We start from the raw sequence: 22868 nt of genomic DNA on the forward strand, positions 1-22868 counted from the left end.
GTCGATGGATGGCAAAGGCGCCTGGCGCGACAACGTATTCGTCGAGCGCGTGTGGCGCAGCATCAAGTACGAAGAGATTTATTTGAGAGCCTACGAGTCGGTCAGCCACGCCCGGCGCTCCATTGGCCAATACATTGAGCTGTACAACCGCAAACGTCCTCATTCGAGCCTGGCGGATCAGACGCCCGATGAGGCATACTTCGCGACGCTGCCAGCGATCAAATCGGCAGCATGATCGCCCCGGACGTTCCACTTAAAAATCTCGGGACCTTGTCCGAACAAGCGGTGCCACCTCTGTCCGACACCGTGTTCGCCGGCTATGCCGTGGAAACGCGTGCCGATCAGGACCGGTTGCTCAAAGCCCTCGTCGAGCCCGAACTCCTCGTGCTTGACGATCTGTTCCTCGCCAAACGCATTCCCGATGCCGCGGCCGAACTGCTGCAGACCCTCGTCCATCAACGCTACAAGCAACGCCGCAGCATCCTCGTCACGTCCAACCGCGTCGTCCAGGACTGGGGGCGCTACCTTCGCGACAGCACCATGGCTTCGACGATCCTTGACCGTCTGCTGCATCGCTCCAAACTTCTCGAGTTTGAAGGCAAGAGCTATCGTCTCCGTGAAGCCGCTGCCAGGCTTGCCGTCACTGAGGAATCCGACGCATAATCCGCTCGTCCTGCCTGGGGGAATTTAGCCGCCCACAAGTGGAGGAGTTTGAACTGCCCATCGGGGAGGTTCCTGCAGATCTCACAACACCATTTTGGCCTCAAAGCTCTGCCGCACAAGGCTCTCTGAATTGTTCAGGTTCGACCAATTAGACGACAAAAACGGGTGCACAGGTGCCGGGATGGCTCCCGCTCATCCAGCTACGGCGTCAGATACAGTTTGTCCGGAACCTCACATCTCCTACATCCGTCGGCCCGATTGGAAGAAATACATCACACCACATCGAGATGACCTGGCTCCGTTGGCAGAGTCGTAGCCGCACGCAGCGCCAGCGACCTACAGTCGTACGCGTACCCCGTGCACAGGCTCACCGGACGGCCACCGCGCAAACCTGCTGCGATCTGGTTGAGCGCTTACCGCCTCATATCGCAAAACTCACACCATCGCAGGGCATTGAGTTCGACTGCGGCCGCGCTTGGAACCCTTACCGATCGACGCATGGCGGTGTTGGCTCAAGTTTTGCTTTTGCTTTTCGCGGGACCATTACGGGTGGATTGAATGACGACTGAACACGAAATCAAATCTCACGGCGCTGCTGTCTCAGCTGGCGTTTTTGCGCGCGCGCCCCACACGGTTGCGGAGCCTGCGCGTGCAACGGACCTGCGACCCTTGTCTGGACGGATCACGGGGGACTGCGTACACGCAGGAGGAATGCCGCCACCTCGCGTTCGAATGGATCGCGCCAACGTACATCGCGCTCGTCGAGCGTGGCTTACTGAGAGTCGTCGCGCGAGGCAGTTGTGCACGGCAATGGGCGGAGTGCATGGAGTCGACTGGATTACGGCTGGGCCGTGCGAGGGCAGGCGCATCGCATTCTATCGGGCAACACCTACGGAGGCGGCATGACCTGCATTGTGGCGCTGACGGATGGCAGGAAGGTCTGCATGGGTGCCGATTCGGCTGGAGCAAATGGTTGGTCCATGAGCACGCGCGCCGACCCCAAGATTTATCGGGTGGGGCCGTTCCTGATCGGCTTCACGTCGTCCTTCAGGATGGGGCAGCTTCTCGGCCATAATCTGACCGTCGCGCCGCGCCCTGAAGGTACGGATGTGCTGGTCTTCATGTGCACGACGTTCGTTGAAGCGGTACGCGCTTGCTTTACCCGAGGTGGATTCGCACGCAAGGACAGCGAACGGGAATCGGCTGGCACTTTTCTGGTCGGGTACGAGGGGCGCATTTTCCGGATTGGCGACGACTATCAGGTTGGCGAAAACGCCGTGAACTTCGATGCCTGTGGTAGCGGCGAACAGGTGGCGCTGGGCTCGCTACATACCACCGCCGGAATGCCGATGCGGCCAGAAATCAGACTCGAACGCGCCCTGGCTGCGGCGGCCGAATTTTCAATGGGAGTCCGTGGCCCGTTCCGGATAGAAGTGCTGGACGGCCAGACCGCTCAACGGTCGAACGACGAAGCGGTAAGCGACGTTTGATCTAGCAGCCGCTCACTGGCGACGAATGGGTGGTGGTCGAGTCGCTCTTCGGCCCGCAGACACGTGGCCCTGCCGTCCGCGCGTCGCCAGTCTGCGGGCTGAACGCCATCCTGCATGTGCTCACCAAGAAATGCCGGTGGGTGCATCTGCCGCAGCACCTCGGCTACCCGTCCCACATTGCCGTCCGGCATAACTCCAGGCGCTGGCAGCAGAAGGGCACGATGGACGTCGTGGTTGCGGCTCTGGCGCAGCACGGTCGCGTACTGAGGCCGGCCACGCCCCAGAATGAGATCGGTGTAGACGTCGCGCTCGGCGGGAAGGACAAAACGGTAATCACGCCGCGGTACGACAACGACTTCGCCGAACACCGGGTAGTTCTCCAGGAAGATCAAAGCGGGAAAACTGAAAGTGGATGAAAGCAACAACGTCTTCAATTATTTTGGAATGCGTAGTATTCCGTCACAGATTTTCTGTGTGAACGGAAAGGAATACTACGGATTGGCCGGGACGTCTTCTTTAAGGTTGAAGGACGAATGCCGGGCTTGCACGTGTTCATGGCCGGGAATGTGCGACGGGCGTTGTGGCGGAGAACGCGCGGCGCGAGTCATACGCGGCGCTTCCCATGCCGCGCATGACCAACACCTACATGTTCAATGGCGACCAGGATCGGCAGGAAACTATCGAGTCGGTGAAGAACGGCCTGTACGCGGTGAATCCCGGCGGCGGCCAGGTCGACATCACGAACGGTAAGTTTGTGCTCTCGGCGTCCGAGGCGTACATGATCGGGAACGGCAAGATCACCGGCCCGGTGAAGGGCGCGCCGCTGATTTGCAGCGGTCCTGAACCGGTGAAGTACGTGAGCATGATCGGCAACGACATGTCGCTCGACACGGGCGTCGGCGTTTGCGGCAACGAAGGCCTGCGCGTACCGGTCGGCGGCGTTGTTGCCTGAATACAGAGGAATTTCCATGCTGCCTACCGCAACGATTCAGGATCCGAAGGACTACAGCATCAACGGCCGATTCGTCCGGCGCTTCCTCCGATTGGCGCGTCCGTATTGGACGCGCCCGCGCGCGTGGCGTTCATGGCTCGTGTTGGGCGCATGTACTGCCTTTTCGATCGTGGACACTGCACTCGGTGCCAAGCTGTCGTTTCTCACCAGAGAGATGAGCGATGCACTGGTATCGCGCCACGCGGTGTCCTACTGGCACCTGTTCACCCTTTTTACGTTGGTGGGCCTGGTCATCAATGGCGGCGTGGTTAGCCTGTTTTTCAACTTCGTGGTGAGTCGGTTGACTTTCCACTGGTGGGCGTGGCTGACACGCGACCTGGTGCGGCGTTATCTGAATGGCCGTGTGTATTTTCGTATCGAGCAGGACAACGATGTCGATAATATTGACCAGCGAATCCAGCAGGAAGTCGGGCCGTTCTGCAGCATGGCCGTAACGTTGCCGTGGGTGTTGCTACACGCGGGATCTGGATTGGCGGTTCAGGGCTGGATCCTCAAATCGATTGCGCCAGCGTTATTTTACGGTGTGCTCGCCTATGGTGCCGCGACCACGGTCATTACGTGGTGGCTGTACCGCCCGTTTATTCGCCTGCAGTTCGAATCGACCGTGGCGCAAGCCGATCTGCGCTTTGGCATCCTGCATGTACGGAACTACGCCGAAACCATTGCTCTGTATCGCGGCGAACAGGCAGAGGGCACGAGCATCGGGAAACGCTTGCAACGGGCGGTTCGTATCGCAGTGGCGACCTTGCAATATCAATTCGTCATGAATGCCGCAGAGGCCGGTCTCGGCTTGATCTGGACCGTATTGCTGGTGCTGGCCCTCGTGCCATTGTATTTCAGTGGAAAAACTACATTTGGAACGATTACTCAGGGTGTCGCTTCTGCAGAGCTGCTGCGGGGCGCGATCCAGCGACTGACAGGATTCGTGCCCACATTTGCAACGGCGGCGCCTCACGTGGTACGGCTAGCGCAGATCGTCGAGAAAGTACAGGCAGTCGAGCGGGAAGGCGCTGGTCGGGACAACACGATCACGCTTCGTCGTGGCCAATCCATCCGGTTCGATCGTCTCACCGTCGAGACGCCCGGACGGGAACGCACGCTGTTGCGGGACCTGTGCCTGACGCTTTTCGCTGGCGAGCACCTGCTGATTATGGGGCAGACCGGAGTCGGTAAAAGCTCATTGTTGCGGGCGATGGCGGGGCTGTGGCGCGCGGGTAACGGCACGATTACGATGCCGGACTCCGATGAAGTGCTGTTCTTGCCACAACGGCCGTACATGCTACTGGGTAGCTTGCGCGAGCAGATCCTGTATCCGGCGACAACCCGGGCGTTCACCGACAGCGAACTCCAGGCATTCCTGGTCGAGGTATCACTGCCTGATCTTGCTGCCCGGCATGGTGGCTTTGATAGTGTCATCGATTGGTCGCGCGTGCTGTCACTCGGCGAGCAGCAACGGATAGGCTTCGCGCGTGCACTGGCTGCCCAGGCGCGTTACGTTTGCCTGGACGAAGCGACGAGTGCGGTCGACGTGGCAACGGAAGCGCGGCTGTACCGGGTGCTCGCCCTGCGCGGCATGACCTGCGTGAGTGTCGGGCATCGACCGTCGTTGCTCGCGTATCACACCTTGGTGCTGGAGCTGCAACCGGATGGGAATGTGCGTTTGGTCACCGTCGACCAAAGCCGAGAAAAGGTGGGGCGCCTGAGCGACGCGGACATCCTTTGAGCGCTGCTTTTGAAAGACGTTCGTTGTCCTGAATCAACCATCGATATGACTGTGACGAATATGAATAGGTTGAACGGCTCGTGCATACGCAGGAACAACTGTTGGTGTTCCCAAACGCCGCTAGCAGCGTTCACAGAGTTGCTTGGCCGAGGAAGAGGCGCGCGTGACACGCGGCACGTTTACCGTGCGTTGCGTCCTGTACAGCGCCCCGTCGCGGCTGATCGGTCATCGTCTGAAGGTACGCCTCTACAGTGATCGGCTCGATTGCTATCTGTCCGGCGCGCTCGTGCACAGCACGGCGAGAGTCACACACACACAAGCAAACGGCGCGGTCGCGGCATCGACTACCGGCACTTCATCGACTCGCTCAAACGCAAGCCGCAGGGGCGTTGTCACGTTAAGGTATTCGAGACGCAAGTTCGCACAGGACGTACATTTGCTCAGAAATCGGACGGATCTTGGGTGAGCCCAGTGAAGCGATGCCACCCGGCAAAGCGTGCGGCGAGCTGATTGCGATAGAGTGATGCACGCAGTAAATGTCGCTTGAGCGCGAAGTGCTGGCGAATTGGTCCGAAGCTCGATAAGAACGCTTGTGTGCGATCAGGATCGCGGAAACCACGCATCCGGCGTTCGCGCTCACGCGTGGGTTGATGGCTATTTTCGGCGCGGTTGTTCACCCGAGCACTGGCTTTGACGAATACGTGTTTGATGTTTGCCAGTTCGGGAATTTCGGCCTTCGCGGCCTGATAGCTGCGCAACTCATCGGTGACAATCCTTCGCGGCGCGTCGGGACAGGCGGCCAGCACGCGTTTGAAGAAGCGCTTTGCTGCGGCCTTGTCGCGACGTTTCTGCAGCAGGATGTCGAGTTCGGCACCGTGCTGGTCGACTGCCCGCCAGAGCAGATAAGGCTCACCGCGCAACGTAACGAAGACTTCGTCAAGATGCCATGTGCTGCCAGGTTTGCGGCGAGCAGCTTTGACGCGATGTGCGAAGCCCGCGCCGAATTTGTCGCACCAGCGGCGGATCGTCTCGTAACTGACGATGACACCGCGCTCGAACAGCAGTTCTTCAATATCACGCAGGCTGAGTTGGAACCGGAAGTACCCGACACCAGGCCTTGCCACGCGCGGATCGCCGCGCGTGGCGCGAGCCCGTCGATTCCGCCGCGCGAGGGAGCGAAGCCGTGGCCAGATCGCACGCCTGGCGCCGCCTGGCGCAATGCAGCTATTGCCGCTATCGAAGGAAGCAGCAGGCGCGAATGGAAGCAGGCGACCGGCTACCACCGGCGATCGCTCGCTGAGACCTTGATGTACCGGCTCAAGGTACTCACGGGCTCCAGTATGTGGGCGCGCGCGACTGGCTCGCAAGCCACCGAGGTGTCGATCCGTGCGGGTGTACTCAATCGCATGGGAGCCCTCGCTCGCCCGCAGTCCGTCCGTATCGCCTGAGATTGAGAGCACAGAGGTCATGTCGTCTTTACGCCTGATTTTTGCAACAATGCCGCTTGCATCGCAAGACAGGCGTCGATATCGGAACCAGAACCAGAGGGTGCGCTTGCAGCCACGCCCCTGTCAGGCAACGCGCTCGCGTTTAACGTGCAGAAAACTGCCGCCTTATGATCTCCGTCATCCGCTCGATATGCGTTAGCAATTCGGGCACCGCCGTCGCCTCCCAAAAGCGTCTTCTAAGCGCGGGGCCAATATAAAAGAGCGATGGATTGCTACAGCCATTGACTCGAACCACGCGGTAAGACTCATCAACACACAACCCCGCCCAGTCAAATTTTGCAATCCCGTCGCGCCGTAACTGATCAAAAAGGGAATCACGCGCGTGTACTATCGGCCGATGTAAGCGATCTGCATGCGGTCCTGTATCTGACGCTATAGCTGGATGAGCGGGAGCCATCCCGGCACCGGTGCAATTCACGAAGTACGATGCGCGCACAACGCGCGAGCCCGTTGCTTCGCGCGGGCGAATAGCCAGCAGCAGCCCGTCGCCATGTGCGCTGATTGTCTCGATTCGCCCCCCCATAAGCGAGAGACGCCCACTCATCGTGAGTGACGCGACAAGCGCTGCCGTGGAAGCTGGCTGTCGGTGACGATGTGTGTCCCAGTAAGGCGCAATATGGCGCACGAAAGCGCGCCGGTCGGCCTCAGACCAGTTTGACCAGATCTGCGGTACCACAGGACGCAGGCTGTCGATCACCTCACGCCAGTCACCGCCCCTCGCGCGATGTTCAGCAATGACTTTGCGTACGACGGTGATGCAATGCCTAGGGCCGGCAGTCAGTTGATCGAGAAGCGCCCGCCGCGCTTGTGGCTGAAGTTTCGGGGGTGACTGGCAGTGGTGTTGGGGCAACAAACCACGGCGGGACATAAGAGTGAAGCGCAACTTTTCGCTGCGCCGGTGCAACGCGTACACAACGTCGAGTGCCGTCAGACCAGACCCACACATGAAGAAATGGCTGTCATTCGGCACGGCCCCCAGTTTAACTGCGTCCCAGGGATTTGCGAGTAAACGCTGATCGAGTGAAGCGCCACCGGTCACTGGTACAGTGATGGAGCCGCGGCCATCGCTGTGCCCGGTCGCAAGGATGATCTGATCGGCAAAAATCTCCACACCCGTGTGCAAGTGAACCTTCGTTCGGCCATCCTCTGCCGGCACCAGCGCGACGGCGTATCCGTCGTGTTGAGAAAACTGATGCCTCCCGGAATTTTCGCCGGCTTGTTTTAGCAGATGCGCAAGATAATCACCGTACCAGGCGCGTGGCAGGAAATCATCGGGTTCCGCAGACCGGCCCCGCAGTCGGCAATAATCAACAAAGCCGTTGCCGTTGTCCCGCTCAACACTGAGGGCCCGTGCGGGGGCGTTCAGGAGCCAGCCCTCTTCGTCCGACCGATAAGCAATACCGCGCGCAACGCTATAGCTGTCATCGACCAGTGCGATCGACAGGGGCTTTGCGCTCTGATCCGATAGTAGCCATGTGGCCGTCATCGTGCCGCAAAAGCCCGCACCCACTATCACGATCGATACAGTCATTGCCACGGCTCCGATGGTTGTTAGTATCCGCTCCCGCAGAAAATTAATTTTGACATTCAAATGGATATTCGCTCCGATAGCGTCGCTTGCATCGGGGCACGTCAGGAAAGTTCTCTTTCCGGCGCGGATAGTCGGAAGCTGTGCCGCGCGTCCAGGAAGCGACTATGCGGTATCTCGCCTCAAGCTACAAAATCGATTGTTTGGATAACACTGATTCGCATCGCAAATGAACGTGAGCGAACGACTGGTATGACGATGGCTTCGCCAAATCCAGTAGGGAGATCCCATCGCGACAAGAACAGCAACATCGAACAGTTGCAAAGACCGTCAGGAACCATAGTCGCTTGGCTTTGTCCGGATGGGTACGAGTTCCCGTGCTATGGACGCGACTATGCATTTTTGACGCAAACCGGTTTGCCGAAGGCGTTCCACCGGTTCAGCAGGTTGGCGATGATTACGCCTCTGGTGTCGATTGGGGAGTTGAAGAGGACTTAGAGTTTGCTAGTCTGGGCAGACGACGGGCAAACGGAAAACGCGGTCGGGCCGGCCCGGCAGCCCGGCTTACAAACCTAACAAAGCTAGCCCTGCCGAACGTCCCGCGTGGGGGTAGCGAAGCCTTCGCGCGCCGCGCCTAAAATATCCGTCATCGGACAAATCTGCGGCCGCATCGCACACACAGACGCAAGGCCGGCATGAACGGGAAGCTCACAGGCGGACGGGAGCCACCATGCGGCACAAGAGGCGGCTTTGCTCGAGCATAATTTAACATAAATATATGTCGAATTTTAACTTAATTCGTACGCTTACGTGTTTAGTGAAAATATTCGATCTACTTATCTTTTTGAACATCAAACCTGTAGCACCTCCGCCCCCGATACCGAATGCGGAAAGAAAGATTACGATGTCAGACGGTCGAGCATCCATTCTGAACCCTGAAATTCAGGATGGGAGCCGCATATTTCTAGACGAGGACACTTCAGAATGTGCGAACCGAGATGAGCCTGAACGTGCTGGCATATAACATGAAGCGGGCGATCAAAATCCTCGGAGCGTGAGCCATGAAAAATCGCGAGCTTCGATTGCTCCAATCGCACGCTGTATCGCTCGACGCGAGCGCTCGAAGAGCGTTTTCACACAGTCTCGACCCGCTCTTCGACTTTCCCGCACACCAACGACCGTTCTCATCAAAAACCCTTCAGTTTGAAGCCATATACCGTGGCATTTCCGCCACGTACGGCGTCGCGCCCTGTTCTATTGCCAAGACGGTGGTGAAATCGGCAGTCTGAAGTGCAGCGGTGTCTGCGCCCGCAATCGGACGTTTCCGCATGGCGCGCATCAGGATGTGGGTCATGTGCTGATAAAAGAGTTCGAGTTGACCTGCATCCGATGCATGAGGTGCCAAGTGGAAAGCCTCCTCAAGCGCCCGGCGTGGGATATGAAAACGTTGAAGCCCGCGAATCACGCGAACCTGAAACACGACCCCATCACTGTTGTGAGGGATTGCTGCCCAAACCAGCGCGCCGCCCATGATATGCCTCCATTTAGCTTCAAACCTGATTCAAAGCTCGTTGCCCTATGATGGCCCTCAAAAAATACATTTCAAAAATGCGACCGCTTGGCTTTGACGTTTTCACCACGCGAGGATTGCGAGGTTTGATTGTCACGACGGCTATTGCGTGGAAAGATGTTGTTGGCATCTGCGCCGTTCAACAGTGGGTCTACAAATTCAGGCTCGAGCGGCTGGGCGAGGAGGGCGGCGAAGTGGGCTTGATACCTAACCCGTGCCGCGGCGAGCAGCCTGCGCTGGGTTGAGGCCGTTGTTGAGCACGACGCTCGAAAAACCAGTTCGTGCCATCGGCAGTAGTTGGTCGATTTGGACGTCGGCATCGTTTATCCAAAGCGCTAACCAGACGCGTCACGCTGGAGCTGGAATAGTCCGATCCCGTTCACACGGGCTTTTGGGGATTCACCGAAGACTCGCATGCAACCAGGCGAAGGCGCGTCCGAGGTCAGACCTCGTCCTCAGCGAACACGCTGTGCTCGGCAAGCACGGCGTCCTTGTCGACGCACTGCACATGCCAGTGCCCTGCAACGCCTGATCCGCTTTCGCGTTCAGTGCAGCACCAGAGTGCCTCGCCTGATTCCCCCTCGAACGGGCCAGTTTGGGCTTCCATGGCGAGGCCGTCGAGGATGAACAGGGGGCGCGCATCATGCTGATCGCACACCACCGTGCCGCGCGCATCGACCCGCAGCTTTCCCCAGTCGGGAAATTGGAGGCCGGCATGACCTTCGCGCGACCACTTGTGGGTGTCGTTGTCGAGCCAAAGGATCGCATAGGCATTCGGGTCAAGGCGGTCGAAGGTGCCGAGATGGAGCGTGATTCGCATGAATTTCTCCGGTCGTGTTCGTGGTTTCGTGACCCGCCACAGCAGTCGGCGGACATATCAACTGTACGTGCGGCGGCAAGCTTGTGTATGCGTCAGGGTGTCGCTTGCTGCCGCTTTATAGTTACCAGGGCGCCGGCGCGGCGCTTTCACGTCTACCGATTTGAATTCGGTAGGGCTCACGATTTCGATGTACTCGATGTCTGGCGCGTGTTCGAAGAGGACGACGCCTGATGCACGCAATCGCCCGCTTCGACGAGCGTTTCCTTGTCGTCGTACACGAAGCGCGCCCGGTCTTTGAGCATGCTAATGATATGAAAATCTGCCTCATGCCGGTGCCAGCCCGCGCCCAACTTCGGCGCAAGATTTGCCCTAAAAAGTTGCGCGACCACCTTGTGACCCTGACGATTTCCAGATCACGATAGACAAAGAAATCGCGCAGCCCACCGCGCGGGAATGACGTGTCCCGCGGCTTGACGTGCGAAAAACCAGTGGTGAGTCCGCCACGCATGACAGGTCTCCCGAGTGCGATGGAAGAAGGGGCACCGGGTTTGGCAAGCACGACGCGTTCCAGCATCCTGAATTTGGCTTGGCACCCGGTGGTGGTTGCCCGGTTTCCCGATTTGTGACAGAACTTGATCGGCGTCAAGCTATCCATCGGCCGGCTCGCATCGACGCCTGGCTTCTGGCTGACGTACACCGTTCGTGCGAGAGCCAGCCCTCGTAGCTCATTGACTCATATGTGATACGTGAAAGTTCGCGAGAGCGCCCCGGTCAACGGCAGAGTATGAGCGCAGCGTCCGCCGTCCTTGCTGGTGCAGGGCGCTTCGGGCGGCATGTCGACTGCGCTCATTCAGGTGGGTCGTGCTGCTGGCTTCGAGGTGCGGGCCACGACGCGCAATGACGAGGGTGCCGCGATCGCCGAGCGCCTCGGCGCCAACCGGATATTCCGCCATGGCGATCAGTTGCCGCGCCGCGCTGATGCACTCGTCGACAACATCGGCGCCATGACCTGGGCGGACAACCTGGGGGCAGTCAAACGCGGCGGCGTCGTGGTGATCCACGGGGTCACGACCGGGCATGCCGCGGAAACCGATCTGCTGCGCATCTGTGTCGAGCAGATCGACATAGGCGGCACCATCATGGGCACGCACGAAGAGATGAAAGCCATGATGCAGTTCATCATCCGTAACGACATCAAGCCGGAAGAAGCCGCTGTCGTGCCGATGACGGAGGCTCGTGCGGCGATCGCCGAGATGATTGACGGCCGCACGCGGGGAAAGACCGGCTTCACGCGATGAGCGCTCGGACGGATGCAATTCCAAGCTTTGGACACAGTGATGAAAATCGGTTTTATCGGCGCCGGCCTGATCGGCGGTGGCCTCGCTCGCCTGGCGGTGCAGGCGGGGCACGAGGTGATCGTTAGCAACTCGCGCGACCCGCGTACCCTTTTCAGCGTCGTTGCCGGCGGGTCGCGGCCGCGCCGGCAACGTAGCTGAGGCCGCCGCGCTCGGAGACGGGCTTCAGCGGCAGCCCTGGCTGCGTCTGGTCGAGTGTCAGCCGGACGGTCTTTCGTTTCAAAGGATCTTCAGATTCCGAATTTTGCCGATCGAGGGTGAGCGCTCAGCGATCAGGTTCGTGATGAATTCCGGCAGCAGCGCGCGCGGCACATTCACCGGTACATCGGCGATGACCCGAGACGGCACGTGAACGAAAAATTCTTTCGGCGCCGAGGCGAGACTGTGTTCGTAGCTGACGCGGATTTCCATGGCTTGATGTGCTGCGAGGTTATAAAGAAAAATGCGCAAGGCTGCCCGTGATGCGGAAGTCTCTGGCGTGCCGATTGCCTGCCAGAGACCGCACGGCGCGGTGCCTGTCTGCCTTCGACGCGCCGCCCGGGAACTGCTCATCGCTGAAGCCGAAGTTTCACTCCCGTGTCGGAGCATAGCGCCCATCGGCTATTGTCGGAGAGCGCGGACCTGCACGGGCAGACGGGTTTATTACAGCGTCGTACCCCATTTAATGTCCCCGCCAAGTTCAAATGTCGTGGTGCCAGCTAAATAGAAATGTCGGGTTTTGGTTGGTTTGGGGGTTCGGGTGAGGGCGGTGTTGGCGCTCTTATCTCTCTATTTGAGGGGGCTTTTAGCACCGAGCCTGCCCGGGTTCCGGTGAGTCCCCATTACCGCCGCATTCAAGTCCTCGAGCGTCACTTCGCGCTGCTTGCGCGTGCCGGGCAACGGCTTCGGTTTGCGTACCGCAGCGCCGCGATTCGTGCGGGATGGCGAGCCCGATACGCGGCGGTTGTCGCGCTGCGCCTGGATCGCCTGGGCGACCTGCAGCGCATGACCGAGACGCTTGTGCTCCACCACCGCGCCCTGGTTGATCTCTGCGAGCTTGTCGTACGGCACACAGGGCAGCACCACCCCGTCGGCGCGGATCTCGAGGCGTCCGTCGGGATACTCCCACACCTCGATGTAGCGGTGAATCAGCTTGCGGTTAGCCGGCGTATCGTCCAGCAGCCAGATCACGCGATCGTTGAGCAGCGTGAGTGAATCCGAGACCTTGCGCAGGACCCGCCAGGTCAGGATCGCGTCGAGATCCTCGTCGGTGCGCAGCGGCCGGTGCGCATCGAAAGCGCTGCGTGGCGGCTTCGCAAAGCGCGCGTTATAGGCGGCCATGAAGGCGGGCGCATAGGCGTTGGCAGCCTCGATGGTGCTGATGCCGCGCAGCCGCAGCTCCTTGACGAGGCGATCCTGCAGCGTGAGGTGCGCCCGCTCGACGCGCCCCTTGGCGGGGCTCGAGTTCGCGCAGAAGGTGCCGATATTGAGCTCGTACATGGCGCGGCCGAACTGCGTGACACCTTTGCCTGCGGTCTCCGAACGCTTCTTCACATAGAACACGCTCGCCTTGTCGCTGTAGAACGCGCCAGGCTTGCCGTGGCGTTCGATATATGCGCGCGTCGCCTCGAAGTAGCTGAAGGTCGATTCCGTGGCCGTGAAATGCAGCATCATCAGGCGGCTCGTCGCATCGTCGACATACACCAGCAGCGTGCAGGCCGGCGCCCGCTCCTCGAACCAGCGATGGTCGCTGCCGTCGATCTGCACCTGCTCGCCCAGGCACGCGCGCCGTGCGCGTGGCTGATAGACCTTGGGCGGGCGCTGCGCGCGGGGAATCCATAACCCCGCAGCGGTCATCATCATACGCACCGTCTCGACCGACATCTCGATGCCGTGGCATTCGCGCAGCTTCTCGCACGCCAGTGTTGGCCCGAAGTCCCGGTAGCGATCCCGGATGAGTGCGGTCGCACGTTCTGCTTTGCCAGCAGGCAATTGATGATTGCCTGGACGGCCACGTTTGTGCGATACCAGACCCGCCGCGCCAGACTCCCGGTACCGGATCACCAGCCGTTCGACTTGCCGAACCGTCAAACCCAATCGCTCAGCCCCGCGGCCCGGCTTCAGGCCCATCTCGACAATCGCCTGGATGACCTTCAGCCGATCCAGTTCCCGCATCGTCATGGTGATCATCCCCGTGGCGTTCATCTCGGGCGCTCCGACAAAAGGAGCGTCCAGCATGCGCGCCGCTGGTCCTTGAAACCCGACATTTCTATTTAGCGGAAACGCGACATTTGAACTTTGGACCTACACCTAAAACTACGATAAATTATATTATGTTAAATCTGGTGGGCGATCAGGTACGCCCATGACCATTCACTGCGGATCCCTTGGCCTGACCGGACAGCATGTCGGCGCGCCTCCCACTTTATTGATGCTACAATTGATGCAGAGTAGCATCAAACCGGAGGTCAAATGCGAACCACCGTTACCATCGACGACAGCCTTTACCAGCGCGCGCTTGAGCTTGCCGATCCTGACATGGACAAGGCAGACCTGTTCCGGGTGGCAATGCAGACGTTTATTCGCGTGCAGGCTGGCAAGCGGCTGGCAGCCCTGGGTGGTGCCGCACCCGATATGCCCGACATCCCGCGGCGCCGATCCGAGCCTGCGAACCAATGAGCGTCCTCATCGACACATCCGTCTGGGTTGATCATTTCCGTCGCGCCAACACGAGGCTTGTTCAACTGATCACGAGCGACCAAGCGCTGACACATCCAGTCGTGCTTGTTGAACTCGCCTGTGGCACTCCGCCAGCACCTCGCGCCCGGACGCTCCACGACATCGGGCTGCTGCAACATGCAACGCACGCGACTTGGACCGAGGTGATGGAGTTGATCGAGGCGAGACAATTTTACGGTCGAGGCTGTGGCAGCAGCGATCTTACGTTGCTTGCGTCAACCTTGATGACTCCCGGTGCATCGATCTGGACCCTGGACAAGCGCCTCGCTCAGCTCGCCGCTGAACTTGGCATCGCGTGCATGCATGACATCCACTAGACGCGTCACCCGGCACTACCGTCCGGATGAACACTATCGCCGCGGAACGGCCTCAGCATCACTAGCGGTTCTGTCGCGATAAGGATGGCAGGCCGAGCATGTTCCCATATATATCGGATTGCTTATGTCACCAGCGAATGGAACTGAGCGGCTGCCGTTCGGTCATCGCCCTCGTTTTTCATCTGCCCCTTGCGAATCATATGCATCACCTCAATACCAGAGAGAATGATGCGCGCACACCGAAAATCCTTGAAGCCCATCCATCGGTCTGATGATCCGTTTGATCGCTCGATGGTCCTGTTCCACGACGTTGTTCAGGTATTTGTTCTGCCGGATCCTGATCGGGGTTTCGCGGTCTGCGTTGATGGCTTCAAGTGCGGCCAGATTCGCGCCGCTTTTGTCGATAGTCACCGTCGCGGGTTCGCCATTGCGGGCGATCGATTTTTCGAAATATCGCCGCGCCGCAGTCTTATCTCGATGGGCCCGCAGCAGGAAGTCGATGGTGTTGCCAGCCTTGTCGACGGCGCGATACAGGTATTTCCATTGGCCATTGACCTTAAGTGGTCCGTCCTGAACAATTCGTTTTGCCGACAACCGGTGTTACGGTGATTGAAGGCCAGCAACGCGGCGGTTGAGCAAGGCCACCAGAATGAAGGCACAAAGAAGCCGCAGCTTCCTGAGGATCATTCGAAGATTGTGGCCTGCGCCACACAGCACCGCGTGCATCGCGTCGCCGAGCGCACCCTTGAGCCAGTTGCGATCGAGTTTTCCGTCTGTCTTCATGTGACCGATGGCTGGCTCGATCGCGCTGCGCCGTCTGATCATCGCGCGTAGTCCGCGTGTGATGCCCCGCCGCAAGCCCGGGTGGTAGATCTTCACACCATCGACGGCGACACCCTTGTAGCCACGGTCGACGATAGCGACCTCCGGCGTGGCGTCGCACAGGATTGCTGCCTGTTCTAGCGCTTCGGCCAGCGTGTGCCCATCGTACGGATTGCCTGGCATCGAGCGCATCCGGGGTAGCGACAAGGTAAGCAAATTCCTATCATAAGCTTTTTGGTTATAAAAACCCGCCGAATCATTTCGAACTGACCTGGTAACGATCGAGTTTTCTTCGGCTAATCTGAGCGGCCCGCTGCGATCAGGACGACTCGCATGGCCACCATCGAACGCACCGCGTATCCGCACTTTCCCAAGGTCCTTGCCACGCGGGACCTGCAAGCCTGCTACACGCCCCTGCCCGATGAGCTGGAATGGGCGCGGCGGTCATCCCGGGGCGACCGCCCCCGGCTGGGCCTGCTGGTGCTCCTGAAAGTCTTCCAGCAGATGCATCATTTCCCGTCGCTCGACAGCATTCCGCCGGCCGTCGTCGAGCACGTGCGCGCGGCGGCAAACATCGGACTCGCAGTACGCTTCGGTTACGACACGCAGGCATCGCCGACGCTGTTCCGGCATTACGCTGCGGTGCGCGAGTACCTCGGTGTCAAGCCGTACTACGGCACCGACGCGGGCACGATTGCGACGCGCGCCGCACATACTGCGTCACTGTCCATGGACCAGCCGGTTGACATCATCAACGCCACGATCGACGACCTGATCGCGCAGGACATCGAACTGCCGGCGTTCTCGACGCTGGACCGGATTGCCGAGCAGATCCTTGCGAAGACCCAGGCGCGGCTTTTCAGGCGGGTCGCAGGACGCCTGACCGATGAACAAAGGCGTGATCTCGACCGCTTGCTGGCCCGCGACCTGTCGAGCCGGCAGAGCGCCTACAACCGCATCAAACGCCACGCCAGGCGCCCATCCCGGCAGCACCTGGACCTGTTGATTGACCAGATCACCTGGCTCGACGAAATCGGCGACTTCACCATCGCACTCGCCGGCGTCCCGGCATCAAAGCTGCGCTCACTGGCCATGCAGGCGATGGCGCTCGACGCGTCCGCCCTCAGGAAAGACACCCTTCCCGACAAACGCTACACACTGATCGTGGCGCTGCTAAATCGCATGCGTGTGCGCGCCCGCGACGATCTCGCCGACATGTTCGTGCGACGTATGGGTGCGATCCATAAGCGCGCGAGCGACGAACTTGAGATCGTTCAGCGCAGGCAGCGTGAGAAGGTCGAGGACCTCGTGGTCCTGCTCGACGGCGTCGTCGACATCCTCGCTGACGAGGCCGACGAGAAGACGATCGCCCAGTCCATACGACAATGGCTTGCACCGAAAGGCGACCTCGAACCGCTGCGCGAAAGCTGTGCCGAGATCCGTGCATTCAGCGGCCGCAATTACCTGCCGCTGCTCTGGAAGCATTTCCGGGCACACCGTTCGGTCCTCATGCGTCTCGCCCGTGCGCTTCAATGGGACTCGACGAGTCAGGTGCGGACGCTCCTCGATGCACTCGATGTGGTGCTGGAGAGTGAAACGTTGCATCGCGAATGGATCGACGCCAGTGTCGACCTGAGTTTCGCAGCGGCACGCTGGCGCAAGCTTGTGCGCCGCGCACACGGTGAAGGGGCGCCGACCAACCGGCGCTATCTTGAGCTGTGCGTATTCTCGTACATGGCGGAGGAACTGCGAGTCGGCGACCTGTGTGTGTCCGGGTCCGATGCCTACGCCGACTATCGCGACCACCTGCTGCCGTGGCGACAGTGTGAGCAGCAATTGCCCGACTACTGCGCGAAAGTCGGCCTGCCGGAAACGGGCAGCGAATTCGTTACCCAACTGCGTCAGTGGTTGACTGACGCAGCGCGCAAGCTTGACGACGAGTATCCGCGCAAGCGCGAACATGTCACGATCGACCAGAAAGGCGAGCCGATCCTGCGCAAGACCATTGCCAGGGAAATTCCGGCCAGTGCGATCGCCCTGCAGGAGCGGATCAATGCGCGTCTGCCGACCCGCAATGTGCTCGACATTCTCGCGAACATCGAGCACTGGACGCATTTTACCCGGCACTTCGGACCGTTGTCCGGGATCGATCCGCAGATACGCAAGGCAGCCGAGCGGTATTTACTGACGATTTTCGCGATGGGCTGCAACCTGGGCCCGACCCAGGCGGCACGCCATCTCGATACCGACGTGACGGCGCACATGCTGTCGTTCGTGAACCGTCGGCACATGAGTCTGGACAAGCTCGAGGCCGCGCAGCGCGAGTTGATTGAACTGTACCTGCGGCTCGATCTGCCGAAACACTGGGGTGACGGCAAAACAGTCGCTGCCGACGGCACGCAGTACGACTTCTACGACAACAACCTGCTGGCCGGCTATCACTTCCGCTACCGGAAAATGGGTGCGGTCGCATACAGGCATGTTGCCGACAACTACATCGCGGTGTTCCGGCATTTCATCCCGCCCGGTGTCTGGGAAGCGATCTATGTAATCGAAGGACTCCTCAAGGCGGGCCTGTCCGTCAAGGCCGACACCGTGCATGCGGATACGCAGGGACAATCGGCCGCCGTGTTCGCGTTCACCCACCTGCTCGGCATCAAGCTGATGCCCAGAATCCGCAACTGGAAAGACCTCGTGTTGTACCGCCCGGACAGCGATGCGAAGTACCGTCACATCGACAAGCTCTTCACGGCGACCATCGACTGGGTGCTGATCGAGCGGCACTGGCAGGAGCTCATGCAGGTGGCGCTGTCGATCCAGGCTGGCACCATCTCTTCGCCGCTGCTGCTGCGCCGCCTTGGGTCCGAGAGCCGCAAGAACCGTCTGTATCTCGCTGCACGCGAACTCGGCAACGTCGTACGGACGGTCTTTCTGCTTGAATGGATCGGTAGCCGGGAACTGCGCCAGGACGTGACGGCAAACACCAACAAGATCGAGTCGTACAACGGCTTCGCGAAGTGGTTATCGTTCGGCGGTGATGTGATCGCGGAGAATGAACCGGAAGAGCAGCAAAAACGGCTACGCTACAATGACCTCATTGCATCGGCCGTGATCCTGCAGAACACGGTGGACATGATGCGGGCCCTGCGCGACATGGTGGCCGCGGGCGAGAAGGTCCGCGCCGAGGACATTGAATTCGTGAGCCCGTATGCGACCCACAACATTCGCCGCTTCGGGCGCTACCGGCTGCATCTGGAACGCCCGCCCGAAAGCTGGATCACCGATGCCCTGTTTGGCCGGGCGTCCCGGCCTGACGACGAATTGAGGTAACACAGGATGAGTGCAAGAGCCGCGGTAGCCACCACGCCGTACGGTGAGGTCGATGCCGCCGCACTGGAAGCGCTGCAGGCGCACTATGACACGACGCGGGTGCTCGATGCGGTGGATACGCTCGACGAACTGCGCACGGGCCTTAACGATCCGGAAGGCCTGCGTGACGATCTGCTTCACCTGCATGGTATGGCACATGCACTCGTCAATGGTGCGAACTTCGCGGCAATAACCCGGGACGCGTCGATTGTCGAACAGGTCGAGGACGTGCTCGACCAGATCGATCACTATGTCGCCGGGCTTTTATCGATCCGGGATGTGCTGTGCCCGCTCGAAGCGCTACGCCATGAAGATCTGGCTGGTCCGGATCGCGATTGAGCTTGCAGCGAATCTCTCCCGGTACGTATCCGTCACGGGGACGTGGAGTGTGCCTCGATCCAGCGGTTATGGCGCAGGCAATGCGTTGACCGGTAATTCCTGCTCGTCCGCGCCTGGCGTTGCGAGTGCCGATTCGATGCGATGCTGCGCGAACGGATCGGCGGCGTCGATGTAGCGCATCGCAGAGCGCACGTCTTTCCAGCCAACGTACTGCATCAGCATTTTCAGGTCCCAGCCGTTCGAGTTGGCCCACGTTGCGAAACCCCGCCGTAGCGAATGGCTGCTGTAGCTGTCCGGCGCGGCCAGGCCCGCCGCCTGGAAGAGCGCACGCAACAGCGGCACAAAGCTGCCCGCATGCAGTCCCTCGTCGCTGATGTTTCCCCAGCGGTCGATGCTCCGGAACACGGGCCCTTCCGTCAGGCCGGACGCCGCAATCCACGCCTCGTAAGCCGTCACCGGACACAGGCGTGAAAGCGCCGGGGCCTTGAAGGTCGTGCCCAGCTGCGCGCGGTCGCCTTTCGTGCGCGGCAGGTACAGCGTCATGCCGCGGCCCGCCTCAACGGCTACGTGCTCGATCCGCAGCCGACTGAGTTCGTCGGAGCGAAAGCCGCGCCAGAAGCCCAGCAGAACCAGGGCCCGGTTGCGAATGCACGCGAGGCGCTCGCGCTCGTCTGCTTCCCTGGCGATCTGCTCATCGAGCCAGGCCGTGAGCTTTTCAAGCTGCGCGAGCTGCATGGGCTTCGCCCGCTTCTCGGTTGCGGGATGCAGCGCGACGATGCCTCTGAGGACCTTGCGCACATGCGGGGCTTTCGTCGGATCCGGAAAACCCTGCGTCTGGTGCCATTGCGCGAGCGCTGCCAGCCGCGAGCGCAGGGTATTGATAGACAGGGTTTCTGCGTGATCGGCAAGGTACCGCGCGATCATGTCAGCGCTCGCGGGCAGAAAGCCACCCCATTCAACCTCGAAATGCCGGAGTGCCGACTGGTAACTGCGCCGGGTGTTTTCGCGCGTCGCGGCTTCGACGTAGCGATCGATGGCAGACATGGCTCGTGGGTAAAATCAGGTGATCTGTATCGGAGACGATGATATGCAACAACGAACGTGTGCGCCAGTTGGCGTGCTCGATGGGTGCCAGGGTTTCGGCCGGTGAATCGATGAACGAAGGTAAGCTGCTACAGGCAGACTGGGAAAATTTCACGCGCGAGGAGCTGCTCGCGGAGCTCACCCGCCTGCAGGCCGAAATCGCGCGGCTCACCGCGTTGCTGCCGGCAACGCTGCAGGCGCAGGCAAAGCCCGTGCGGGTGGCCCGGAACGAACCATTGCCAGCGGTGCGAAACACGGGCGCCCCCGTCCTTTCGCCCGAGCAGAAGGTACAGCTCTTCCGGCGGCTCTTTCGCGGTCGTACGGATGTCTATCCGCTACGCTGGGAAAGTCGCAATTCCGGAAAATCCCGCTACGCGCCGGCGTGCGCCAACGAATGGCGCGCCGGGATCTGCGAAAAGCCCCGCATCCGGTGCGCCGACTGCGGGCATCGTGTACTGCTGACGCTGGACGACCAGGTCGTCTATGCGCACCTGGTCGGCGATCGCACGGTGGGCCTCTATCCGCTGATGCCGGACGGCACCTGCTATCTGCTTGCTGTCGATTTCGACGAGGAAGGCTGGCGTGAAGATGCGCAGGCGTTCCGGCAATCCTGCCTCGAGATGGACGTGCCGGTATCGCTCGAAATCTCGCGTTCAGGCAATGGCGCACACGCGTGGATCTTCTTCTCGTCGGCCGTTGCTGCACGCGACGCTCGACGGATGGGCTCCGCCATCATCAGCCATACCTGCGCGCGGACCCGGCAGCTCGAACTGACGTCCTACGACCGGCTTTTTCCGAACCAGGACGTGCTGCCCAAGGGCGGCTTCGGTAACCTCATAGCCCTGCCGCTGCAGAAGCAGCCACGCGAGCACGGTTGGAGCGTGTTTGTCGATGACGGCTTTCAGCCGTACGCTGACCAGTGGTCGTATCTCGCGTCCGTGCAAACCATGGACAGCCGCGACATCGAGGGGGTGATCTTTCGCGCCACGGGCGGTGCGCACCCGCTCGACGTTGCGTTCATCGCCGAGGAGGACCAGGCCGAACCGTGGAAGCCAGCGCCAGCGCAGCCGAAGCGGCTGGCCGGAACGATGCCGGCGTCGCTCACACTGACGCTCGCGAACCAGCTTTATCTTGAAAAGGCGCAGCTTCCGCAGGCACTGCTCAACCGGCTCATCCGGCTGGCCGCCTTCCAGAATCCGGAGTTCTACCGGGCCCAGGCGCGCGGCTTCAGCGTATGGGACAAGCCACGCATCATTGGGCGCGCCGAGAACTGCCCGCGCCACATTGCATTGCCGCGCGGATGCCTTGACGACGTCGTGACGCTACTGCGCGATAACGACATCGCCTGCGACGTCCGCGACGAGCGCTGCACCGGCGAGCCGCTTGCAGTTCCGTTTGCCGGCACGTTGCGCGATGACCAGCAAGCGGCCGTCACCGACCTGCTGCGACACGACACCGGCATCCTGCATGCGCCGACGGCGTTCGGCAAGACCGTGACGGCGGCCGCGATGATCGCGCAGCGAGGCGTCAACACGCTCGTGCTTGTGCACCGCCGGGAGCTGCTTGACCAGTGGCGCGAGCGCCTGCAGTCGTTTCTCGCACTCGACGCGCGCGAGATCGGCACGATCGGCGGCGGCAAGTCGAAGGCGACGGGCCGGATCGATGTCGCGATGCTGCAATCCGTGGCACCCGATGGTGCCCGCGGCGAGCTGTTGCGGCGTTACGGCCATGTCATCGTCGATGAATGTCATCACGTCTCCGCGGATTCCTTCGAGGCCGTGCTAAAGGGCGTCAATGCACGCTACGTGCTCGGCCTGACGGCGACGCCGGTGCGGCGCGACAGCCAGCAACCGGTGATGTTCATGCTGTGTGGACCGATCCGGCATGCGGCGAAATCGCCCGCTGGCGCGCCGCAGGTGCTTGAGGTCTTCCCGCAAAGGCTCACCTCCGTAGTGGACGTCGCGGCCGACGCGCCAATCCAGGCAGTGTTCGCTCAGCTCGCGCAGGACACCGCGCGCACGCAGATGATCGCGGCGGCTGTACGTGAACAGTACGGGCAGGGGCGGAACGTGCTGGTACTCACCGAGCGGACGGACCATCTCGAAAGCCTGCAGCAGATGCTGCAAGACACGGTACAACCGCTGTTCGTGCTGCACGGTCGCCTCGGCCGTAAAGCGCGGGTGGCACAGCTGGCTGCCCTTGACGCGCTGGCCGGGGATACGCCCCGCGTGGTGCTGGCGACTGGCAGGCTCGTAGGCGAAGGCTTCGACCATCCGGCGCTGGACACGCTGGTACTGGCCATGCCGGTTGCGTGGAGGGGCACGCTGCAGCAGTACGCCGGCCGGCTGCACCGCGAGCATGCGGGCAAGACCGGCGTACGGGTGATCGATTATGTGGATGGCGGCCACCCGGTGCTGCAGCGCATGTGGGAGAAACGCCAGCGCGGCTACCGGGCAATGGGCTATCAGATCCGCACGCCCGGAGAAGATCTCCAGCTGCAGCTGGCCTGAAACCGGTGGTGAATTCGTATTCCGTATCGTTTCTTGCTGTT

At 60.8% G+C, this 22868-nt stretch carries 19 protein-coding genes and 8 pseudogenes; 17 read left to right on the forward strand and 10 right to left on the reverse strand.

The genetic code is table 11. The features are described 5' to 3' along the window. From M3A49_RS38760 to M3A49_RS38790, 7 genes and pseudogenes are all read left to right on the forward strand, one after another. Positions 1-235: integrase core domain-containing protein (locus M3A49_RS38760; protein WP_133190276.1), on the forward strand; the 235-nt coding region annotated here is incomplete at its 5' end. Positions 236-297: 62 nt separating this feature from the next. Beyond that, a pseudogene (locus tag M3A49_RS38765) lies at positions 298-663 on the forward strand (ATP-binding protein); the annotation flags it as partial. A 902-nt stretch (positions 664-1565) separates the two neighbouring features. Further along, positions 1566-2153, forward strand: a complete 588-nt coding sequence (locus M3A49_RS38770; RefSeq protein WP_254358608.1) for a hypothetical protein — start codon at positions 1566-1568, stop codon at positions 2151-2153. A 32-nt stretch (positions 2154-2185) separates the two neighbouring features. Next, positions 2186-2569 (forward strand): transposase, encoded by a 384-nt coding sequence (locus tag M3A49_RS38775; protein WP_246089448.1) that lies wholly within the window; start codon positions 2186-2188, stop codon positions 2567-2569. A 164-nt stretch (positions 2570-2733) separates the two neighbouring features. Then, positions 2734-3105: pseudogene (locus M3A49_RS38780) on the forward strand (metallopeptidase TldD-related protein); the annotation flags it as partial. A gap of 16 nt (positions 3106-3121) precedes the next feature. After that, on the forward strand, positions 3122-4888 hold the full coding sequence (locus M3A49_RS38785) for an ABC transporter ATP-binding protein/permease (RefSeq protein WP_266233545.1): 1767 nt from the start codon (positions 3122-3124) through the stop codon (positions 4886-4888). Positions 4889-5063: 175 nt separating this feature from the next. Next, positions 5064-5269 (forward strand): annotated as a pseudogene (locus M3A49_RS38790) (IS21 family transposase); the annotation flags it as partial. A 59-nt stretch (positions 5270-5328) separates the two neighbouring features. Here the strand turns inward: M3A49_RS38790 and M3A49_RS38795 are convergent. Next, positions 5329-6012, reverse strand: coding sequence for an IS6 family transposase (locus M3A49_RS38795; protein ID WP_323183492.1), 684 nt, complete (start codon positions 6010-6012; stop codon positions 5329-5331). Here M3A49_RS38795 and M3A49_RS38800 point away from each other — a divergent pair. After that, positions 5995-6336: pseudogene (locus M3A49_RS38800) on the forward strand (IS5/IS1182 family transposase); the annotation flags it as partial. The gene M3A49_RS38795 and the pseudogene M3A49_RS38800 sit on opposite strands and share 18 nt — an antisense overlap. Before the next feature lie 142 nt (positions 6337-6478). Here the strand turns inward: M3A49_RS38800 and M3A49_RS38805 are convergent. Continuing rightward, positions 6479-7987, reverse strand: coding sequence for an FAD/NAD(P)-binding protein (locus M3A49_RS38805; RefSeq protein ID WP_266233546.1), 1509 nt, complete (start codon positions 7985-7987; stop codon positions 6479-6481). An 833-nt stretch (positions 7988-8820) separates the two neighbouring features. On the opposite strand from M3A49_RS38805, the pseudogene M3A49_RS38810 reads away from it, so the two are divergent. Continuing rightward, positions 8821-8982, forward strand: a pseudogene (locus tag M3A49_RS38810) (transposase); the annotation flags it as partial. A 140-nt stretch (positions 8983-9122) separates the two neighbouring features. Here M3A49_RS38810 and M3A49_RS38815 read toward each other — a convergent pair. Next, positions 9123-9455: a hypothetical protein gene (locus M3A49_RS38815; RefSeq protein WP_133191103.1), complete on the reverse strand. Its 333-nt coding sequence runs from the start codon at positions 9453-9455 to the stop codon at positions 9123-9125. A gap of 47 nt (positions 9456-9502) precedes the next feature. Here M3A49_RS38815 and M3A49_RS38820 point away from each other — a divergent pair, with 47 nt between their 5' ends. Next, positions 9503-9739 (forward strand): hypothetical protein, encoded by a 237-nt coding sequence (locus tag M3A49_RS38820; protein WP_165979590.1) that lies wholly within the window; start codon positions 9503-9505, stop codon positions 9737-9739. A gap of 197 nt (positions 9740-9936) precedes the next feature. Here the strand turns inward: M3A49_RS38820 and M3A49_RS38830 are convergent, their stop codons facing one another. Next, positions 9937-10314, reverse strand: a complete 378-nt coding sequence (locus M3A49_RS38830) for a DUF3564 family protein (protein WP_028208655.1) — start codon at positions 10312-10314, stop codon at positions 9937-9939. Positions 10315-10371: 57 nt separating this feature from the next. Beyond that, positions 10372-10822, reverse strand: a pseudogene (locus M3A49_RS38835) (cupin). Between the two features lie 325 nt (positions 10823-11147). Between M3A49_RS38835 and M3A49_RS38840 the strand changes: the two are divergent. Together M3A49_RS38840 and M3A49_RS38845 are read left to right on the forward strand one after the other, a co-directional pair. Continuing rightward, positions 11148-11612, forward strand: a complete 465-nt coding sequence (locus M3A49_RS38840) for a zinc-binding dehydrogenase (protein WP_133191105.1) — start codon at positions 11148-11150, stop codon at positions 11610-11612. Between the two features lie 12 nt (positions 11613-11624). Next, a complete protein-coding gene (locus M3A49_RS38845) occupies positions 11625-11810 on the forward strand; it encodes an NAD(P)-binding domain-containing protein (RefSeq protein ID WP_266233548.1) in 186 nt (61 codons plus the stop codon). Positions 11811-11888: 78 nt separating this feature from the next. On the opposite strand, the gene M3A49_RS38850 is transcribed toward M3A49_RS38845, so the two are convergent. After that, positions 11889-12080, reverse strand: coding sequence for a hypothetical protein (locus tag M3A49_RS38850; protein ID WP_133191109.1), 192 nt, complete (start codon positions 12078-12080; stop codon positions 11889-11891). A 357-nt stretch (positions 12081-12437) separates the two neighbouring features. Beyond that, on the reverse strand, positions 12438-13853 hold the full coding sequence (locus M3A49_RS38855; RefSeq protein ID WP_266233562.1) for an ISNCY family transposase: 1416 nt from the start codon (positions 13851-13853) through the stop codon (positions 12438-12440). Between the two features lie 267 nt (positions 13854-14120). Between M3A49_RS38855 and M3A49_RS38860 the strand changes: the two genes are divergently transcribed. Together M3A49_RS38860 and M3A49_RS38865 are read left to right on the forward strand one after the other, a co-directional pair. Further along, a complete protein-coding gene (locus M3A49_RS38860; protein WP_133190593.1) occupies positions 14121-14327 on the forward strand; it encodes a type II toxin-antitoxin system VapB family antitoxin in 207 nt (68 codons plus the stop codon). Then, positions 14324-14704, forward strand: a complete 381-nt coding sequence (locus M3A49_RS38865) for a type II toxin-antitoxin system VapC family toxin (RefSeq protein WP_133190591.1) — start codon at positions 14324-14326, stop codon at positions 14702-14704. The genes M3A49_RS38860 and M3A49_RS38865 overlap by 4 nt, the downstream gene beginning before the upstream one ends. A gap of 122 nt (positions 14705-14826) precedes the next feature. On the opposite strand, the pseudogene M3A49_RS38870 reads toward M3A49_RS38865, so the two are convergent. Together M3A49_RS38870 and M3A49_RS38875 are read right to left on the reverse strand one after the other, a co-directional pair. Further along, positions 14827-15265, reverse strand: a pseudogene (locus tag M3A49_RS38870) (IS6 family transposase); the annotation flags it as partial. 39 nt (positions 15266-15304) lie between these two features. Continuing rightward, positions 15305-15715: pseudogene (locus M3A49_RS38875) on the reverse strand (IS5/IS1182 family transposase); the annotation flags it as partial. A gap of 144 nt (positions 15716-15859) precedes the next feature. On the opposite strand from M3A49_RS38875, the gene M3A49_RS38880 reads away from it, so the two are divergent. Then, a complete protein-coding gene (locus M3A49_RS38880) occupies positions 15860-18856 on the forward strand; it encodes a Tn3 family transposase (protein ID WP_266233550.1) in 2997 nt (998 codons plus the stop codon). Between the two features lie 6 nt (positions 18857-18862). Beyond that, positions 18863-19234 carry a Tn3 family transposase post-transcriptional regulator TnpC gene (gene tnpC, locus M3A49_RS38885; RefSeq protein WP_266233551.1) on the forward strand — a complete coding sequence of 124 codons (372 nt, stop codon included), beginning with the start codon at positions 18863-18865 and terminating at the stop codon, positions 19232-19234. Positions 19235-19300: 66 nt separating this feature from the next. Here the strand turns inward: tnpC and M3A49_RS38890 are convergent, their stop codons facing one another. After that, positions 19301-20278: a site-specific integrase gene (locus tag M3A49_RS38890; RefSeq protein ID WP_266233552.1), complete on the reverse strand. Its 978-nt coding sequence runs from the start codon at positions 20276-20278 to the stop codon at positions 19301-19303. A 110-nt stretch (positions 20279-20388) separates the two neighbouring features. On the opposite strand from M3A49_RS38890, the gene M3A49_RS38895 reads away from it, so the two are divergent. Beyond that, a complete protein-coding gene (locus M3A49_RS38895; protein WP_266233553.1) occupies positions 20389-22827 on the forward strand; it encodes a TOTE conflict system archaeo-eukaryotic primase domain-containing protein in 2439 nt (812 codons plus the stop codon). Positions 22828-22868: the final 41 nt, after the last annotated feature.

It is taken from the genome of Paraburkholderia sp. CNPSo 3076 (assembly GCF_026343935.1).
GTDB lineage: Bacteria > Pseudomonadota > Gammaproteobacteria > Burkholderiales > Burkholderiaceae > Paraburkholderia > Paraburkholderia nodosa.

Coding starts and splice junctions, on each gene's coding strand:
- M3A49_RS38840 (WP_133191105.1), top strand. CDS start 11,148: ATGTCGACTGCGCTCATTCAGGTGGGTCGTGCTGCTGGCTTCGAGGTG.
- M3A49_RS38855 (WP_266233562.1), bottom strand. CDS start 13,853: ATGAACGCCACGGGGATGATCACCATGACGATGCGGGAACTGGATCGG.
- M3A49_RS38880 (WP_266233550.1), top strand. CDS start 15,860: ATGGCCACCATCGAACGCACCGCGTATCCGCACTTTCCCAAGGTCCTT.
- M3A49_RS38890 (WP_266233552.1), bottom strand. CDS start 20,278: ATGTCTGCCATCGATCGCTACGTCGAAGCCGCGACGCGCGAAAACACC.
- M3A49_RS38845 (WP_266233548.1), top strand. CDS start 11,625: ATGCAATTCCAAGCTTTGGACACAGTGATGAAAATCGGTTTTATCGGC.
- M3A49_RS38860 (WP_133190593.1), top strand. CDS start 14,121: ATGCGAACCACCGTTACCATCGACGACAGCCTTTACCAGCGCGCGCTT.
- M3A49_RS38785 (WP_266233545.1), top strand. CDS start 3,122: ATGCTGCCTACCGCAACGATTCAGGATCCGAAGGACTACAGCATCAAC.
- M3A49_RS38895 (WP_266233553.1), top strand. CDS start 20,389: ATGAACGAAGGTAAGCTGCTACAGGCAGACTGGGAAAATTTCACGCGC.
- tnpC (WP_266233551.1), top strand. CDS start 18,863: ATGAGTGCAAGAGCCGCGGTAGCCACCACGCCGTACGGTGAGGTCGAT.
- M3A49_RS38815 (WP_133191103.1), bottom strand. CDS start 9,455: ATGGGCGGCGCGCTGGTTTGGGCAGCAATCCCTCACAACAGTGATGGG.
- M3A49_RS38770 (WP_254358608.1), top strand. CDS start 1,566: ATGACCTGCATTGTGGCGCTGACGGATGGCAGGAAGGTCTGCATGGGT.
- M3A49_RS38830 (WP_028208655.1), bottom strand. CDS start 10,314: ATGCGAATCACGCTCCATCTCGGCACCTTCGACCGCCTTGACCCGAAT.
- M3A49_RS38820 (WP_165979590.1), top strand. CDS start 9,503: ATGATGGCCCTCAAAAAATACATTTCAAAAATGCGACCGCTTGGCTTT.
- M3A49_RS38865 (WP_133190591.1), top strand. CDS start 14,324: ATGAGCGTCCTCATCGACACATCCGTCTGGGTTGATCATTTCCGTCGC.
- M3A49_RS38850 (WP_133191109.1), bottom strand. CDS start 12,080: ATGGAAATCCGCGTCAGCTACGAACACAGTCTCGCCTCGGCGCCGAAA.